General features: G+C 63.1%; 15 protein-coding genes. 10 read left to right on the plus strand and 5 right to left on the minus strand.

Annotated elements, in window-relative coordinates:
• Positions 1–2: 2 nt before the first annotated feature.
• A complete protein-coding gene (locus SADO_RS05185) occupies positions 3–992 on the minus strand; it encodes a hypothetical protein (RefSeq protein ID WP_353109779.1) in 990 nt (329 codons plus the stop codon).
• 203 nt (positions 993–1,195) lie between these two features.
• Positions 1,196–2,617 (minus strand): pyruvate kinase, encoded by a 1,422-nt coding sequence (pyk, locus tag SADO_RS05190; protein ID WP_353109781.1) that lies wholly within the window; start codon positions 2,615–2,617, stop codon positions 1,196–1,198.
• Positions 2,618–2,751: 134 nt separating this feature from the next.
• On the opposite strand from pyk, the gene SADO_RS05195 reads away from it, so the two are divergent.
• Complete coding sequence (locus tag SADO_RS05195) at positions 2,752–3,915, plus strand: MFS transporter (protein ID WP_353109783.1); 1,164 nt, start codon at positions 2,752–2,754, stop codon at positions 3,913–3,915.
• A gap of 102 nt (positions 3,916–4,017) precedes the next feature.
• On the opposite strand, the gene SADO_RS05200 is transcribed toward SADO_RS05195, so the two are convergent.
• Together SADO_RS05200 and SADO_RS05205 are read right to left on the minus strand one after the other, a co-directional pair.
• On the minus strand, positions 4,018–5,697 hold the full coding sequence (locus SADO_RS05200) for a methyl-accepting chemotaxis protein (protein WP_353109784.1): 1,680 nt from the start codon (positions 5,695–5,697) through the stop codon (positions 4,018–4,020).
• Between the two features lie 383 nt (positions 5,698–6,080).
• Complete coding sequence (locus SADO_RS05205) at positions 6,081–6,791, minus strand: RNA polymerase sigma factor FliA (RefSeq protein WP_353109786.1); 711 nt, start codon at positions 6,789–6,791, stop codon at positions 6,081–6,083.
• A gap of 288 nt (positions 6,792–7,079) precedes the next feature.
• Here SADO_RS05205 and SADO_RS05210 point away from each other — a divergent pair, with 288 nt between their 5' ends.
• The 3 genes from SADO_RS05210 to SADO_RS05220 all read left to right on the plus strand — a co-directional run bounded on the left by SADO_RS05210 (position 7,080) and on the right by SADO_RS05220 (position 10,795).
• Positions 7,080–8,132 carry a flagellin N-terminal helical domain-containing protein gene (locus SADO_RS05210; protein WP_353109788.1) on the plus strand — a complete coding sequence of 351 codons (1,053 nt, stop codon included), beginning with the start codon at positions 7,080–7,082 and terminating at the stop codon, positions 8,130–8,132.
• A gap of 278 nt (positions 8,133–8,410) precedes the next feature.
• Positions 8,411–9,469 (plus strand): flagellin N-terminal helical domain-containing protein, encoded by a 1,059-nt coding sequence (locus SADO_RS05215; RefSeq protein ID WP_353109790.1) that lies wholly within the window; start codon positions 8,411–8,413, stop codon positions 9,467–9,469.
• A gap of 276 nt (positions 9,470–9,745) precedes the next feature.
• Positions 9,746–10,795: a flagellin N-terminal helical domain-containing protein gene (locus tag SADO_RS05220; protein ID WP_353109791.1), complete on the plus strand. Its 1,050-nt coding sequence runs from the start codon at positions 9,746–9,748 to the stop codon at positions 10,793–10,795.
• An 81-nt stretch (positions 10,796–10,876) separates the two neighbouring features.
• On the opposite strand, the gene fliE is transcribed toward SADO_RS05220, so the two are convergent.
• Entirely contained in the window at positions 10,877–11,227 is a 351-nt protein-coding gene (fliE, locus tag SADO_RS05225; protein WP_353109793.1) for a flagellar hook-basal body complex protein FliE, read from the minus strand.
• A 303-nt stretch (positions 11,228–11,530) separates the two neighbouring features.
• On the opposite strand from fliE, the gene fliF reads away from it, so the two are divergent.
• Genes fliF through SADO_RS05255 form a run of 6 tightly spaced genes read left to right on the plus strand, consistent with a single transcriptional unit; the run spans position 11,531 to position 18,202 of the window.
• Positions 11,531–13,249: a flagellar basal-body MS-ring/collar protein FliF gene (gene fliF, locus SADO_RS05230; RefSeq protein ID WP_353109794.1), complete on the plus strand. Its 1,719-nt coding sequence runs from the start codon at positions 11,531–11,533 to the stop codon at positions 13,247–13,249.
• Positions 13,242–14,246, plus strand: coding sequence for a flagellar motor switch protein FliG (gene fliG, locus SADO_RS05235; RefSeq protein WP_353109796.1), 1,005 nt, complete (start codon positions 13,242–13,244; stop codon positions 14,244–14,246). The genes fliF and fliG overlap by 8 nt, the downstream gene beginning before the upstream one ends.
• Positions 14,239–14,928, plus strand: a complete 690-nt coding sequence (locus tag SADO_RS05240; RefSeq protein WP_353109798.1) for a flagellar assembly protein FliH — start codon at positions 14,239–14,241, stop codon at positions 14,926–14,928. The genes fliG and SADO_RS05240 overlap by 8 nt, the downstream gene beginning before the upstream one ends.
• On the plus strand, positions 14,929–16,323 hold the full coding sequence (gene fliI / locus SADO_RS05245; RefSeq protein ID WP_353109799.1) for a flagellar protein export ATPase FliI: 1,395 nt from the start codon (positions 14,929–14,931) through the stop codon (positions 16,321–16,323).
• 1 nt (position 16,324) lies between these two features.
• A complete protein-coding gene (gene fliJ, locus SADO_RS05250) occupies positions 16,325–16,771 on the plus strand; it encodes a flagellar export protein FliJ (RefSeq protein ID WP_353109800.1) in 447 nt (148 codons plus the stop codon).
• 21 nt (positions 16,772–16,792) lie between these two features.
• Positions 16,793–18,202, plus strand: a complete 1,410-nt coding sequence (locus tag SADO_RS05255; RefSeq protein WP_353109802.1) for a flagellar hook-length control protein FliK — start codon at positions 16,793–16,795, stop codon at positions 18,200–18,202.
• Positions 18,203–18,244: the final 42 nt, after the last annotated feature.

Below are 18,244 nucleotides of genomic sequence, written 5' to 3' on the forward strand. Positions count from 1 at the left end.
CTTTACAGGGGTTTGACGTACCGGGCCGGGTCCGGTGCCTGGGTGAATTCGATGAACGCATCACGCATGCGCTCGCCGGCATCAAGTGCCTGCTGCCAGGCGGCCAGCCGCGCCTCGTCCTGGCCGGCATATCGATAGAAATCCTTGCGATCGGGCACCTTCCCCGCCACGAGATGCTCTCGCAGCGCCGGGCCCGGACCGATCATGAGCGTGTTCTCGGCGTAACGGGGGCGACGCCAACGCAGGCCCTTGTCGAACCAGCCGGGCACCAGTTTGTCGTCGAAATGTGGCATGAGCACGATCGGCGCATCGCTGTCGGGCGCGATCAATGGCTGGTCGATATGGTAGTCGACGATGCCGCCGTCACGGTAGATGCCACGCGGCGCGCCCGGCGGGTCCACCACACCACGCATCGCCAGTGGCACGTTTCCGCTGGCATACACGGCGTCGCGCACGTTGGCAGCCGTCAGACCGACCGTACGGCGGCTGAGGCCATCGTTGGCCCACTGCACCGATCCTTGGTTGCGCGAAAACACCACGCGTTCAAAGAACCAGTTCAAGGTCCGGCGCGACACCACGTTGCCGAGCGCGCTGATTGCGGAGCCCGCCGCAAGCACGCCTCGGCTCTCGCTACGCGTGAGCAGCCGCGAGCGTACGGTAACCACATGCAGGTGATAACGCGGGTGCGTGAGCACGCCGTCGAGCACGTCATCGGTGAGAAAGGTATCGAGAATCCCACGGATCGTGCCGCTGATTTCGTTACGATCGGCGCGCTCGCTATACCGCTGGCTCAGGTAGGCCGACTCGAGCCGATTGATCGCACCCACCGGATCCACCCGATCGCAAGCTGCGGCGAAGCGCCACGCGCCGATGGAGGAGCCGACCATTTCGATCGGGTGGGAGGCGTCGCCCTGTGCCAGCCAGTCGCCGAACAGGTAACGATCCAGCGCGGACAGGATCAGCCATTTGGGCCCGCCGGCCGCACCCGACATAGCGCCGACCTGTCGCGGCGAAAAACCGTCTTTTTTCAACGCAGCATATGCCGCACGACCCGCGCGGATCGTCAGGACATCATCGAAAGCCATGGAAGCCGAAATAAAAGCGATATGCGCATTCTAACGATCTCCACGAACGCTTGCTCGTCAATGGCTTGCGCCGACTGACCGAGCGGTCAACACAAACCGTCGCAAAGTCTTTAATCCACCGTGATTATCTTCATCGCGTTGGTGCCACCCGGGCCGGTGAAATCGCCCTTTGTGAGCAGTGCGCGATCGCCTTTTTCCAGATCGCCGCGCGTTTTCAGGCAAGCGACGGCTTCTTCGACCGGCACCACGCCGTTCAACTCGGATGGAGAGAAGGCCACCGGGAACACGTTGCGACACAACGCCAGATAGCGCTCGGAGGCCGGGTACTGGGTCAGCGCATAGATCGGGATATGCGTGTCCTGGCGCGACATCAACAGCGCCGTGGTACCGGACTCGGTCAACGCGATGATCGCGTCGGCATGCATGTGACGCGCGGTATACATGGTGGCCATCGCAATGGCCTCGTCGGTGCGCTCGAAATGCGCGGCGAGCCCGCTGATGGGGCGATCGGCCGTTGCCTCACGCTCGGCGCCGATACAGATATTGCCCATGGCCGCAACGGTCTGGACCGGATAGCGACCGACAGCAGTCTCGGCTGACAGCATCACGGCGTCCGTGCCGTCGAGCGTGGCATTCGCCACGTCGAGCACTTCCGCGCGGGTGGGAATCGGATTCTCGATCATCGATTCCATCATCTGGGTGGCGGTGATCACCAGCCGATTCATCTCCCGCGCCTGGGCAATGATGCGCTTCTGTACGCCAGGCAGTTCCGGATCGCCGATCTCCACGCCCAAGTCACCGCGCGCCACCATTACCGCATCGCTGGCTTCGATGATCTCGTCCAGCGCGGTAATCGCTTCGGCGCGCTCGATCTTGGCGCATAGTCGCGCCTTGCCGCCGGCTTCAGTCAGCAAGCGCCGAGCTTCGTGCATGTCCGAGGCGCTGCGCACGAACGAAACCGCCAGATAATCCGCTTCCAACTCCGCTGCGACGCGGATATCGCCGAAATCCTTTTCAGTGAGGCCGCCGGCCGACAGACCGCCACCGCGCAAATTCACGCCCTTGCGACCGGAGAGCTTGCCGCCCACTTCGACGGTGCAGACGATGCGGTGATCATCGACTTCGTCGACCGCGAGCGAGATCGCGCCGTCGTTGATCAGCAGCTGGCCGCCGGGTTTCACGTCGTCCAGCAGCGGCGGGTAATGGATAGCGACCTGCTCGCGGGTGCCGGCGTCTGCGGCCAGCTGGGTATCGAGCGTGAAGCGCTGCCCGGCCTCGAGCTCGACCGCGTCGTCCACGAACGATTCGATGCGAATCTTCGGCCCCTGCAGATCGGCGAGTACCGCCACCGGCAGACCCAGTTCGCTCGCGGTAGCCCGAACCCGGGCCACGCGCCCCCGATGATCGTCGGCGCTGCCGTGGGAGAAGTTGATCCGGACAACGTTCACACCCGCCGATAGCAGGCGGGAAAGCACTTCCGGCGAATCAGACGCCGGGCCGAGTGTGGCTACAATCTTGGTTTTACGTTTCATGCGCCTAGACGCTAGCACAGCGCCCAGCGCACTGGTGTGAAATGCAAGGAAAATCGGCCGTTTCAGCTGCGGCCGGCTCAGCCTGGCTCAGCAATCACTACAATGCGCTGCCGACCGGACACGCACTGCCGTCTATGCCTATCACTCATCAACATGTTCGCCGCGCGGGCATCCTGCTCCTGCTCTGGCTCACCGGCGTCTACATGCGCGCGCCGATCATGGTGGCCGCACCGCTGGGCGAGCAGATCCGCGAAGAACTCGGGTTCGCCCAGACCGCACTCGGCATGCTCACCACGCTGCCGGTGTTCATGCTCGGGCTTGGTGCGCTACCCGCAGCCTGGTTGATCGGGCGCTTCGGCGCACGCGGCACGCTGACTGCCGCGCTGTTTCTCACGGCCATCGCATCGCTGCTTCGCGGCACAGCACCCAATCTCTATGCGCTACTGGCACTGACTGCATTGATGGGGCTGGGAATCGCGGCGATGCAACCCGCACTGCCGGCCCTCGTCGGTCGCTGGTGCCCGGGCTTCGTCGCTCTGGGCTCGACGGTCTATATCAACGGCATGATGCTTGGCGAGTTCATCGGCGCGGGGCTGACGCTGCCCGTACTACTTCCGGCCGTCGACGATAGCTGGCGGACCGCGTTGCTCGTATTTTCGATCCCCGCGTTGCTGATACTGCCCTGGCTCTATCGCCCCACGCTGCAGGGCCAACGCCAACCGGCGCGAGCGCGCCGCAAGATGCCCGATTGGCGCGACAAGCACATGTGGCAATACGGCGCGGCCCTGGGCGCCTCGGCCGCGACGTTCTTCGGCCTCAATGCGTATATGGGTTCCCTGCTCGCGCGACGCGACATGGCTGATTCGCTCGACACCACGCTGTTCTTCTTCAATTTTGCACAGATCGGCGCTTCGGTCGTCATGATGATCGCCGCACGGCATGTGCTGAGGACGCCGCGGCTGTTGGCAATCACCATCGCGGTACACATCGTGGGCGTCACGGGCCTGTTGCTCGCCCCGAACGAGGCGCTGATTGGAATCGCGGTGATGCTGAGTGCCGCGTCCGCCCTGCAACTCGTTTCGCTGACCACTCTGCCCGCGCTGGTACGTACGCCCGACGAGGCCGGCCGTCTTGCCGCGGGCATGTTCGCAATCGGCTATGTACTGGCGTTCGTGATCCCGCTGATCGCAGGCCTCGCCACTGACATGAGCGGCACGATCAATGCCGGGCTCGGCGTGCTGCTGCTGTTCAATCTGCTCTGTCTACCTCTGATCTGGCGCGCGCCCACGCACGACTGAGCGGGAAACTGGTAGCCGTCTAAGCCGGCGTCTCCAGCTGATGACAGGACACCAAGAAAAAAGCCCCGCGAAAGGCAGGGCTTGATCGTTATCAAGGACGACTCAGAACGTCGCCCATTCCTTGTCGTCGATGAAGGCGGGATCATTGAAAGCTGCGGCCTTGCCAGCAACCGGGGTCGGCGCGGACACCGGCTGTCGGACACGGACACCCTGTGGCTCGCCGACCGTCGCCGGCGCGTGGCCGGCCGTCACGGTGGCATCACCTTCAAGTCGGAAGAACGCGACTTGGCGCTTGAGCGCGAGCGCCTGCTCTTCCAGCGAGCGGCTGGCCGCCGCGGATTCCTCGACCAGCGACGCGTTCTGCTGGGTCATGCTATCCATCTGCGACACGGCCAGATTGACCTGCTCGATACCGCTGGACTGCTCGCTGCTCGCCGCCGCGATCTCGGCAATGATGTCACCGACCTTGTGCACGTTCTCCACGATCGCGTCGAGCGTCTTGCCGGACAACGCCACCTGCTCGGAACCATCGGCGACCTTGGCCGCGCTGTCCTCCACCAGTGCCTTGATGTCCTTGGCCGCCGCCGCACTACGGCTGGCGAGATTGCGTACTTCCGAGGCGACGACCGCGAAACCGCGACCCTGTTCGCCGGCACGCGCCGCCTCGACCGACGCGTTCAGCGCAAGCAGATTGGTCTGAAAGGCGATGTCATCGATCAGGCCCACGATCTCGCTGATCTTGCGGCTGGACGCGTTGATCTCCTGCATCGCTGCGACCGCGCGCCCGACGACGGCCCCGCCCTCGCTCGCCTGGGTGCGTACACCGCGCGCCAGCTGATCGGCCTGGGCCGCGTTGTCCGCGTTCTGCTTCACGGTGGAGGTCATCTGTTCCATCGAGGCCGCGGTCTCCTCGAGATTCGCCGCCTGTTCCTGGGTGCGACTGCTGAGTTCGTCATTGCCCGAGGCGATCTGGCTCGCGCCGACGCCGACTGATTCGGAACTCTTGCGCACGCCCGCGACCGTCTCGGACAGCCGGTTCTGCATGTCCTTGAGCGCGCCGAGCATGGCACCGAATTCGTCCTTGTAGGGATTGTCGATGTCGTTTTCGAGCCGCCCCTCGGCGATCGAGGCAACCACCGCCCGCGCCTGATCCAGCGGGCGCGTGATCATTCGAGCAAGGAAAAACATGATGGCCAGCGAGAGCAGCATCACCGCCGCGAGGCTCACGATAACGATATTGCGATCGGTCGCGACCATGGCTTCGCCTTGTGCGAAGAACGCGCCGGCACGTTGCGTCTGGTAAGCGCCCAGTGCATCCATGTTCTGGATCAGCTTTTCGAAAGCTGGTGCTACGTCTACGGCATAAAGCGCCGTCGCCTCGTACATCTCACCGGTCTTCATCGGCTCGAGCACGGTACTCAAGACCGGGACGAACGCCTTGAATTCGGCCGCTGCGCTATCGGCCTGGGCCCGTTCTTCCGGACCGGTCAGCAGCGCTGGATAATACGCTTCCCATTGCTGTGTGATCTGAGCGATCCGGTCGTCTATCGACTGAGCGAGCTGCGTGCCATCGTCGCCAAACAACATGGCCCGCTGCACATCGTTACGCATCTCATTGAGCTTGCTTCTGACCCCGTCCACTGCGATCAAACCCTGCAAGTTCTTGGAGTAAATGCGATCGGTAACGGCAGCGACTTCATTGTTGCTGTAGAGAGAGAACGCGCCGAGCGCGACAAACAGTAATGTAATCAGGCCGAAACCCAACCCCAACTTCGCTTTCACACTTTTTCTCATCGCAAGCATGCCCATGCTGTATTTGTGACGACGCTGCTCTTGGCTCACGTAGGCCAAAAGTCCGGCGCAGCAATTTCGGTGGCGTCGTTTCGACTAAGCCGACAGGCATCCGATCGCACTCTCAAGCGCAATCGACGCGTCACGAGTACGCCACGCTAAACGCGGTACCTATCGGCGCATCGATGCAATGCTTGAACGTGGTGGGGTGTTATTTCGGTACGCCAAAAAACTTGCGGGGTAAGCGCTTTGACCGGGCTTGCTCGCTCGAAGCCGGAGGTTTTGCGACGACTCCACGCACGGGAGCTCGGCCGGCCTAGAATTTCACCGGCGCAAGATCAACTGGAATAGACCGCGACGCAGTCGAGATACAGTTAGTGCTCGACAAGCAGCGCGCGTAGCCGCGCCACCGCCTGGCTGTGCAGCTGACAGACTCGCGACTCGCTGACACCCAACACCGCACCGATCTCTTTTAGGTTGAGATCTTCCTGGTAGTAGAGACCCAGCAACAGCTTCTCGCGCTCGGGCAATTCGTCGATCGCTTCGGCGAGCTGTTCGCGGTCGCCAAAGGCCATGAGCGCGTCAAGCGGGTTGGTCGGCGTCGCCACATCCGGCGAAACCACCGATGCCACCGTATCGTCGCTGCCGCTTTCCTCGAAGGCTTCGATGAAGCCGTTGTTCACGTCGTGCAGCAGACGGTGATATTCCGTAATGGGCATGTCGAGTTCTTCAGCGATCTCGCGGTCGCTGGGATGACGACCCATCTGATGCTCCAGACGCTGGATCGCGCGATCCACGTCTCGGCTGGCGCGGCGCACACTGCGCGGCAGCCAGTCGCGGCTGCGCAGTTCGTCGATCATCGTGCCCTTCACCCGCTGGGATGCATAGGTCGCAAACGACGCCCCCTGGGAGGCGTCGAACCGATTGAACGCGTCCAGCAGTCCGACCATGCCGGCCTGAATGAGGTCGTCGAGTTCGACACTGGCCGGCAGGCGCACCTGCAACGACAGCGCGTGACGCCTGACCAGCGGCAGATACTGCTCCACCGCCTGGGACCGATCGATCTTGCCTTGAGCCGTATACATAGACTGTCCGTCTGGAATGGCAACCCGTCGCTGCGCGTCGACCGACTGAGCAATGCGGGATGTTTTCGATGACGAAATAGTAGGCCGACCGCCATCCGGTCGATCGACAAATTAAGAGCATGTTTCGACGCCTTCTCGTCAGATAGCGCGATACCGATGCCAAAGCCATGGCGATCGCGAACAGGCCGCATTAAAGATCGAGACGCCCGGGACGATATGCACCCCAGCGGCGAATTCCTGCCGCACCCGGCAAGCCGCCGAACACCACCTCACACGGGGAATACCGCCATGTCATTCGTCATCAACACTAATACGCTTTCGCTGACGGCCCAGAGCAATCTGAACGCCTCGCAAAAGTCGCTCAACAGCGCCATCGAACGCCTGTCCTCGGGCAGCAAGATCAATTCCGCCAAGGACGATGCCGCCGGTCAGGCCATCTCCAACCGCATGACCTCGCAGATCAACGGTCTCAAGCAGGCCTCCTCGAATGCCAACGACGGCATCTCGCTGGCCCAGACCACCGAAGGCGCGCTCAACCAGGTCAACGACAACCTGCAGCGCGTGCGCGAACTGACCGTGCAGGCCGCCAACGGCACCAACAGCCAGTCCGATCTGGAATCCATCCAGAACGAAATCGACCAACGTCTGGGCGAGATCGATCGCATCTCCGAGCAGACCGCCTTCAACGGCACCAATGTGCTCGACGGCTCCAAGACCGCCATCGACATCCAGGTCGGCTCCAAGGATGGCGAGACCATCACCATCAATCTGGCCAAAATGGATGCCGAGTCGCTGAATCTCGACAGCTTTAATGTCGATGGCTACGCAGGCACCCCCGCAACGGTCACGACCGACTCGGATGGCGACACTTTGACTGCCACACCGACCGCGGCCGATGGAAGCACGGACGTTTCCGGGTACTCGCTCTACCAAGACGACAACGGGAATTACATGGCGTCCAGCGACACCGGTGCGACTTTCGTCAAAGTAAGCGATGTTGAGATCGACGAAGACGCCGACACCGTTTCGTTCACGGTTGATCAGGACGCCGCGGTAGAAGCCCAAAGCTCCGATCCGCTTGCGGCACTCGACTCCGCTCTGAAGCAGGTCGACGATCTGCGTTCGGATCTCGGTGCCGTGCAGAACCGCATGGATTCGGCCATCAACAATATCGACACCACCCAGATCAACATCAGCTCAGCCCGCTCGCGCATCGTCGATGCCGACTACGCCACTGAAGTATCGAACATGTCCAAGGCCCAGATCCTTCAGCAGGCCGGTACCTCCGTGCTCGCACAGGCCAACCAGACCAGTCAGGGCGTGCTCTCGCTGCTGGGCTAGACCTGAAAAATCACCTCGTATTTATACGGGTTCATGGGGCGCTTCGGCGCCCCTTTTCTATTCACAGATACAGCCAGCGAGAAATAGGCTGCCCGATCGGATTAGTGCAAACAATTTTCTAGAATTTATTCAAAGCAGAAAATCTTAAAAACATCTCCAACTATTAAAGAATTTTCCTCCCTAGGCGATATGACACCAACGGCGCGAACTGACGCCGTATCACGGCACAAGGCCCCGCCTTTCAGCACGTCACAGACCGCAGCCACAGGAACAAAAACATGTCATTCGTCATCAACGCCAATACGCTTTCGCTGACGGCCCAGAGCAATCTGAACGCCTCGCAGAAGTCGCTCAACAGCGCCATCGAGCGCCTGCCCTCGGGCAGCAAGATCACCTCCGCCAAGGACGATGCTGCCGGTCAGGCCATCTCCAACCGCATGCCCTCGCAGATCAACGGTCTGAAGCAGGCTTCCAGCAACGCCAACGACGGCATCTCGCTGGCCCAGACCACCGAAGGCGCGCTCAACCAGGGCAACGACAACCTGCAGCGCGTGCGCGAACTGCCCGTGCAGGCCGCCAACGGCACCAACAGCCAGTCCGATCTGGAATCCATCCAGAACGAAATCGATCAGCGTCTGGGCGAGATCGATCGTATCTCCGAGCAGACCGCGTTCAATGGCACCAACGTGCTCGATGGCTCCAAGACCGCCATCGATATCCAGGTCGGCTCCAAGGACGGCGAGACCATCACCATCAATCTGGCCAAGATGGATGCCGAGTCGCTAAGCCTCGACGGCTTCAACGTCGACGGTAGTGGCGCAACCACATTCGACGCCACCACAAGCGCGTTGGGCGCTAATAAAGCACTAGTGTCTTACACAGATGGCGAAGGCAAGACTGCCTACGCTATCGAGGACAGTAGCGCCGGCGCCGGCAGTGAAACCTATACGGGGGCAACAATTGACAAAGATGGAGTCGCCAGTGATACGGGCACTAGCCTGGATAGCCTCACCTCGGCAGATGCTACGACCATTAATGATACCAACGCAGTCAGCTACACCAGCCAAGACCCACTGGCCGCCCTCGACAGCGCCCTGAAGCAGGTCGACGATCTGCGTTCGGATCTCGGTGCGGTGCAGAACCGCATGGATTCGGCCATCAACAACATCGATACCACCCAGATCAACATCAGCTCGGCCCGTTCGCGCATCGTCGATGCCGACTACGCCACTGAAGTATCGAACATGTCCAAGGCCCAGATCCTGCAGCAGGCCGGCACCTCGGTATTGGCCCAGGCCAACCAGACCAGTCAGGGCGTGCTCTCGCTGCTGGGTTAAAAGCCAACCATCGCGTTCTAATGCGCGGTATTCAGAAGGGGCGCTGCGGCGCCCCTTTTTTATTACTAATCGCCTCAATACACGAGACGGGCACCGACAGTTGCCGATACAAACGAGCGTAATGCAAGGCTAATAATAAACCAGCGAAAAAAGCCCTTTCACTAAAGAATTTTCGCCCTGGGGCGATATGACACCAACGGCGCGAACTGACGCCGTATCACGGCACAAGGCCCCGCCTTTCAGCACGTCACAGACCGCAGCCACAGGAACAAAAACATGTCATTCGTCATCAACACCAATACGCTTTCGCTGACGGCCCAGAGCAATCTGAACGCCTCGCAGAAGTCGCTCAACAGCGCCATCGAGCGCCTGTCCTCGGGCAGCAAGATCAACTCCGCCAAGGACGATGCTGCCGGTCAGGCCATCTCCAACCGCATGACCTCGCAGATCAACGGTCTGAAGCAGGCTTCCAGCAACGCCAACGACGGCATCTCGCTGGCCCAGACCACCGAAGGCGCGCTCAACCAGGTCAACGACAACCTGCAGCGCGTGCGCGAACTGACCGTGCAGGCCGCCAACGGCACCAACAGCCAGTCCGATCTGGAATCCATCCAGAACGAAATAGACCAGCGTCTGGGCGAGATCGATCGCATCTCCGAGCAGACCGCCTTCAACGGCACCAACGTGCTCGATGGCTCCAAGACCGCCATCGATATCCAGGTCGGCTCCAAGGATGGCGAGACCATCACCATCAACCTGGCCAAGATGGACTCAGAGTCGCTCAATCTTGACGGCTTCAACGTTGATGGGGTCGATGCGCCCTTGACGGGCGCTGTCGACGGAGACGGAGACGCTGTTACAAACGCTACGGTCGTCGATGGAGACGGTACAGACGTTTCAGGCGACTACTCACTCCAGGTCGATGCCGACGGCAACCAGTACGCTGTAAATAGTGATGGCGAGGCCTTCTCAGTTTCCGGCGTATCCTTCGACGACGCGAATGACACTGCGAGTTACACCGTCGACGTCGCAAGCGGGCCGGTCAGCAAGACCAGCGACCCACTGGCGGCCCTCGACAGTGCTCTGAAGCAAGTGGACGACCTGCGTTCGGATCTCGGTGCGGTACAGAACCGCATGGATTCGGCCATCAACAACATCGACACCACCCAGATCAACATCAGCTCGGCCCGCTCGCGCATCGTCGATGCCGACTACGCCACTGAAGTGTCGAACATGTCCAAGGCCCAGATCCTGCAGCAGGCCGGTACCTCCGTGCTCGCACAGGCCAACCAGACCAGTCAGGGCGTGCTCTCGCTGCTGGGCTAACGGCCTGACCATCTCGCAAGAGGCAAAAAAAGAGGGCGTCCCAGGGCGCCCTCTTTTCGTTTCAGCGTTCAAGACAAAACGCTAGACCTGCATATTCATGATCTCTTTATAAGCATTGACGACGCGGTTGCGCACCTGCACGCCCATCTCGAAAGCCAGCCCGGCTTTCTGCATGTCGACCATCACATCGTTGATGCCCACACCCGCATCGCCGCGCTCGAAGGCGTGACCCTGGGCGACGGCGCTCTGCTTCATGCTGTCGATCTTGTCGATCGCAGCCACCAGCGCATTCGAGAAGTCGACCTTGTCGGGGCCTTCGTTGACTTTCTGCGCTGCGGTTGGCGCGGATGTCGGCTTCGCGCCGGCCTGGGCGGCCGTCGACTGCAGCTGCTGCAATACGTTGTTGAGGTTGCTCACACCCGAGACACTCATGCCGTCGAACTCCTGATCTGATGGGGCAACCGGTCAGAAGAAGGCGCTTTCACAAGCCGCGCTGGCTTCGGTTCCAGTTTGCATGTGACGCAGAGTAGCGCACCGCTCGCAAAGCTAATCCAATCAAATGCCGCACAAAAAGCGGGCTTATTCGGCCTTTGATTTTTCTCGGCTCGGCAATAATGGCGCCACTCCCCGCTCGTTCGGTGCGCGCTGTTGCGACCCGGAAAGCGAGGAGAATCGGCGTCGCGACGTCTGCACACAGGCAGCGCGACGGCAACTTCTCTTGCATGAGGGACAGGCATGGCGAGTGCGGAAACGCCCGTCGCAGCGACCGAGAGCAAACCCGGTCTGCTGGATCAGCTGCGCGCCAACCCGCGTATTCCGCTGATTGTCGGCATCGCCGCAGCCATCACGCTGCTGGTGGGCATGGCGCTGTGGAGCGTGGGCCCGAGCTATGGCGTGCTGTTCTCGAACCTGAGCGACCGAGACGGCGGCGAGATCATCGCCGAACTCGAGCAGATGCAGGTTCCCTACAAGTTTGCGGCCAACGGCCAGACGATCCTCGTGCCTACCGACATGATCGACCGCACGCGCCTGAGCCTGGCCGGCGAAGGCCTACCGAACGGCGGCGGTGTGGGCTTCGAGCTGATGGATAACCAGTCTTTCGGCATCAGCCAATTCGCCGAGCACGTCAACTACAAGCGCGCGCTCGAGGGCGAGCTGGCCCGTTCCATCGAAACCATCGCGGCCGTCGGCAGCGCGCGCGTGCATCTGGCCATCCCGGAGTCCTCGGTCTTTGTGCGCGAGCGCGAAAAGCCGACCGCCTCGATCGTGCTGGATCTCTACCGTGGCCGTGCGCTCGGTGACGGCCAGGTCACGGCCATCGTCAACCTGGTTGCAAGCAGCGTCACCAACCTGCCGACCGAATCCGTGACCGTGGTCGACGCCAGCGGCAAACTGCTGTCCGACAACAACACCAAGGCCCAGGCGAGCACGGATACCCAGCTCGCCTACGTGACGCGGGTCGAAGACAGCTACCGCCAGAGCATCCAGTCGATACTCTCGCCAGTGGTCGGCAGCGACAACATTCGCGCCCAGGTCGTTGCCGACGTGGATTTCTCCACCGGCGAACAGACCCAGGAGATCTACACCCCCAACGGCGATCCGGACAACGCCGCGATCCGCAGCGAGCAAAGCAACTCGACCCGCAACAACGGCGGCGCGATGATTGGCGGCGTGCCCGGCGCGCTGAGCAACCAGCCCAGCCCGGACATGGCCTCGCCGATCAACAGCCCGCAGCAACAGGGCGGCGGCGCGGGCGAGTCCAACCTCAACATGAACGGCCGTGCCGGCCTGGCCTTCGGCGGCAACGACCCGAAAGGCTCCAGCGTGACCAGCTCTACGGTCAACTACGAGCTCAACCGGACCATCCGCCATACGCGTGATCAGGCCGGCCGCCTGCAGCGGCTTTCCGCGGCGGTGGTGATCGGCTATCCGATGCAGCCGAACGCCGAAGGCGAGCTACAGCCGATGCCGCTGTCGCAGGAGCGCATGGACCAGATCAAGAGCCTCGTGCGCGAAGCGATCGGCTTCTCGGCGGCGCGCGGCGACTCGCTCGAAGTCATCAACATGCCGTTCAACGCCAAGCCGGACGTCGTGACCCAGCCGAGCGCGCCCTGGTGGCAGGACCGGCAACTGCTCGCGATGGCGCAAAACGCACTCAAGTACCTGCTGCTCGCCATTGTCGCCTGGTTCGTGTGGCGCAAGTTCATCAAGCCGATGCTCGCCCAGATCCCGAACATGGCGCCGGTGCGCCTGGCCGATGCGCGCAACGGCGATATCGCGGGCGACCTCGGCGTCGACGATCCGCAGGGCCAGGACTTGAGCGCCAATCTCAATGCCGGGCGCACGCTGCGCCGCCAGCAGGACGCCCTGCTGACCACCACCCGCGACGCCGCGAAGAACGACCCGCGCCTGGTCGCCGCCATCGTCAAGAGCTGGATGCACGCCAATGGCTAGACAACTGTTCAACGACACCGGTACTGAGCGCGGCGCCATCCTGATGATGACGCTCGACGAGGACACCGCGGCCGACGTGTTCAAGCATCTGTCGGCCCGGGACGCCCAGGAACTCGGCCTCAAGATGGCCAACCTGCGCAACGTCTCGAACGAGCAGATCAGCGAAGTGATGCGCGAATTCCACGACGAATTCGAGCAGGTCAGCGCGGTCAACGTGAACTCGGGCGACCACATCCGTTCGGTGCTGGTAAAGGCCATGGGCGAGGAACGCGCCGCGAGCCTGCTCGAGGACATCTTCGACGCCAACGAAGGCACCGGCATCGACGCGCTCAACATGATGGAGCCGACCGTCGTCGCCGAGATGATCCGCGACGAACACCCGCAGATCATCGCCACCATCATGGTGCATCTGGAGCGCTCGCAGGCGGCGGAGGTGCTGCTGCATTTCGACGAGCAGCTTCGCAACGACGTGGTTCTGCGCGTATCGACTTTTTCCGGCGTCCAGCCGGCCGCCCTGCAGGAGCTCACCGAAGTGCTCGGCAGCCTGCTCGACGGCCAGAACCTCAAGCGCAGCAAGATGGGCGGCGTCCAGACCGCGGCCGAAATCCTCAACCTGATGAATTCGGCACACGAGGAAAGCGTGCTCCAGAGCGTGCGCGCCCACGACGAGTCGCTCGCCCAGAAGATTCTCGACCAGATGTTCGTGTTCGAGGATCTGGTCAGCGCAGACGACCGCACCATCCAGCGCCTGCTGCAGGACATCGACCAGAACAGCCTGGTCATTGCACTCAAGGGCGCCACGGAAGAACTCATCGGCCGCTTCACCGCCAACATGGCGAATCGCGCCGCCGAGATGCTGCGCGAAGACATGGAAATGCGCGGCCCGATCCGCGTGTCTCAGGTCGAAACCGAGCGCAAGGCGCTGCTTCTGCTCGTACGCCGTCTTGCGGATACCGGCGAGATCACCCTGAGCAAGGACGACGATGAATATGTCTGATCGCAGCGCCGCCCGCAGCGATGCATGGCGCCCCTGGCAGATGGGCGCGCTCGATCGCCGGACCTCGCGAAGCGCAGCCGGAGAACCGGACGACGCGCCCGCACGCCGGCGCGAAGACGGCATCAGCTTTGCGCTGTTCGAGCTGGCCAAGGAAGAAGCCGTCAACAAGGGCCGCGAAGAAGGCTATGCCGCCGGCCTCGAACAGGGGCGCGCCGAGGCCGAAGCCCAGGTGCGTGCCGAACAGCAGGCACAACTCGCTGCCGAACTGGAAACCCAGCTCGCGCCGATTCGCGAGATGACGACCAGCTTTCGCAAAGCGGTCGACTCGCTAAACGACAAGATTTCCTACGAGCTGGTCGAGCTGGCCCTGGAAGCAGGCCGCCAGCTGGCAGGGCGCGCGCTCGAACTCAAGCCGGCCCATATCGTCGACGACATCGAGGACCTGCTTGCCGACAATCCGAGCATCACCGGTTCCCCGACGCTCTACGTGAACATCGAGGATCTCGCGCTCGTCGAACAGCACCTGTCGCAGGCGCTGGACGCTTCGGGCTGGGCGCTGCGGCCCGACATGGGCCTGGCCCGCGGCGACTGCCGCGTGGAAACCGAGCAACGCGCGATCGATGCCACCGGCAGTGATCGCTGGACACGGCTGCTGCACACCGTCGGCCACGGCGAACACTAAATGACCCAATCCTCCGACGCCGACGCCCTGCTCTCGCTCTGGCTGAACGACCTTACCGCGGCCCGCGAACAGGTCAGCAGCCTTGATCGTTGTCGCGAGGGCGGTCGTCTGACCCGTGCGACCGGCCTGGTGCTGGAGGCGGTCGGCCTGCAGCTGCCCCTGGGCGCGCATTGCATGGTCGAAATCCACAACGGCGACGACTTCGCGGAAGCCGAAGTCGTCGGCTTCAACCAGGAAAAACTCCTGCTCATGCCGTTCGTGGATACCGCGGACCTGGTGCCCGGCGCACGCGTATGGCCCACCCTGCCGCCACCGGGCGCGCAGTCTATCGGCAGCAAGCGTGTGCCGGTCGGCGATGTGCTGCTCGGCCGCGTGGTGGATGCGCGCGGGCGCGTGCTGGACGGCCACGGGCCGCTGCACGATGCGGGGCACGCGACGCTGACCGCGCCCAAACTCAATCCGTTGAATCGCGAGCCGATACATCAGGTACTGGATGTCGGGGTTCGCGCAATCAATGCCCTGCTCACGGTCGGCCGCGGTCAGCGGCTCGGCCTGTTCGCGGGCTCCGGCGTCGGCAAGAGCGTGCTGCTGGGCATGATGGCGCGCTACACGCAGGCCGACGTCATCGTTGTCGGCCTAATCGGCGAACGCGGTCGCGAAGTGAAGGATTTCATCGACAACATTCTCGGCACCGACGGTCTGAAACGAGCCGTGGTCGTCGCCGCACCGGCCGACGATTCGGCCCTGCTGCGCCTGCAAGGTGCCGACTACGCCACTCGCCTCGCCGAGGATTTTCGCGATCGCGGCAAGAACGTGCTGCTGATCATGGATTCGCTCACCCGCTACGCCATGGCCCAGCGCGAGATCGCGCTGGCGATCGGCGAACCGCCGGCGACCAAGGGTTATCCGCCGTCGGTGTTCGCAAAGCTGCCGAAACTGGTCGAACGCGCCGGCAACGATGCGCCCGGCAAGGGCTCGATCACCGCCTTCTACACCGTGCTCACCGAAGGCGACGATCAGCAGGACCCCATCGCGGATTCGGCGCGCGCCATCCTCGACGGCCACTTCGTACTCTCGCGCACGTTGGCCGAGGCCGGCCACTACCCGGCTATCGATATCGAAGCGTCGATAAGCCGCGCAATGACGGCGCTTATCGACGAAACGCACCTGGCGCGCATCCAGTACTTTAAGCAAATGCTCTCTCGCTACCAGCGCAACCGCGATCTCATCAGTGTCGGCGCCTATTCGGCGGGCAGCGATCCGTTGCTCGATCAGGCGATCGAGCTGTATCCGCAACTCGAGGCGTTTCTGCAGCAATCGATGAACGAGCACGATGACTTCAATACATCACGCCAGCGGCTGGGTCAGCTGCTGCCCGAACGGGCGGTGAACTGACATGCCCGCGACCAGCACGCTCGACACCCTCATCGACCTGGCCACGGACGAACGCGACGCCGCGGCCAGCGCACTCGGCCGTCTGCAGCAGGCCCGGCGCGCCTCCGAACAGAAGCTCCAGGCGCTGGTGGATTATCGCGCCGAATACCAGCGCCGTTTCGACGACGCCATGGCCGACGGCATGAGCATGTCGAGCCTGCAGAACTATCAGCGCTTTGTTGCCTCGCTTGAGCAGGCCATCGACCATCAGCGCCGGGCACTGGACACCAGCGAGCGCCACGTCGAAACCGGCAACAGCAACTGGCGCGCGCGCCAGCGCCGGCTGAACTCTTTCGACGTGCTCGCCACGCGCCGCCGAGATGCGGCCGCCAAGACTGAAGCCAAACGCGAACAGCGTCAGACCGACGAGTTCGCCAGTCGCGCCCTGTTCGTCGGCTCCGGCCGCTAACTCTTTTCGGTAATCATCACGATGAGCGTCGAACTCATGCGCCCGGCAGCAACCACCCCGACCGATTCGGGGCGCAGCCCGCAGACCCGGGACACGCCCGCAGACGACGGTGGCGTGAGCTTCGGCACCGTTCTGGCCGGTCAGAGGGCGACGAACAGCGCGCCCGAAGGTAACGACTCGGCTGTTGCCGACGCGCGTAAAGCGGCGGTAGCGAAGACCGCTGACGCCGGCAAGGAGATCGAAGATCCGGCCCAGGCGATCGAGCGCCAGCGCGGCCTTGCCAGCGCTCATCGGCACGATGCGGACACAACGGATGCTCCGCTGGCCCGCTCGGTCCGGACATCGAATCACGCCAACGTCGACAACCAGGCCGCGATCGCGGATGGCGACCCGCGTGTCGCGCGCGAGGACAAGCAGAATACGACCGACGAACAGGACCTCGACCAGAGCGCCGTCGAGCTGTCGGCGCACATCACGCCGCCAACCGCTGAAGACAACACCGCACCCGTAGCACGATCGCCGAACACGCAATCGTCGCCGGGCGATGCGCAGACCGCCGCGCTCGCAGCGCCCGCCGGATCGCTGCAGGCGCCGATCGATCCGCGCAACGCGACGCTCGTTCCGGACGTTGAAGCCGCACGGGCCGGACAAGGCGCAAGAATAGACAGCACCGCACAGAGCCGGGTGCGTTCGGATGCGCGCCTGACCGCTTCTCCAGTTAAGGGCCAGGCCACCGAAGCGATGACGCTCGATGCACTCCAGGCTGAAGCCAGCGCCAGCGACGACGCTGCCCGGCTCGCGCCGACCATCGACCGCCTGTTCGCGGCGAACGGCGAGCGCTTCAAGCTGAGCGACGGCCGCACGGCCACGGCATCGAATATCGATTTCACCAGCCTGTCGGCAGCGTCGGCCAATAGCGCGCATGCGAGCCCGGCACCGGCCGCCATGGCATCACCGGCATTACCGTCGCCCATGTTGGCCGCCGCGGTGAACGCGCCGCTCGGCAGTGAGGCCTGGAAACAAGCCGTCAACCAGCAGGCGCTGCGCCTGAGCCATTTCGGCGACGGCTCGGCAGAACTCACGCTGTACCCGCGCGAACTGGGTCAGCTGCACGTCTCGCTGAAGATGGGCGAGCAGGCACAGCTGCATTTCGTATCCGCCCATGCCGACGTGCGCGCCGCGGTCGAGGCCGCGCTGCCGCAGTTGCGCCATGCCTTCGCCGACAGCGGCATCGCCCTAGGCCAGGCATCGGTGAGCGACCAGGGCCAGAACCCGGAACAGGATCCGGGCACGGGCTCGTCCGGTACGCAAGCCGGCGCGACGGCTGAGCAAACGCGCGAGGGGCTCGCGGACAACATGTCGGCCGGCCCGATTGCCATAACCACGCTGGCCGGTCGAACGGTCGACGGCGGCATCGACATCTTCGCCTGACAGGCGGCTCGTACAACGCGGCGATAAACGCACGGATCCGGC

The sequence above is a fragment of the Salinisphaera dokdonensis CL-ES53 genome (genome assembly GCF_040361215.1).
Lineage (GTDB): Bacteria > Pseudomonadota > Gammaproteobacteria > Nevskiales > Salinisphaeraceae > Salinisphaera > Salinisphaera dokdonensis.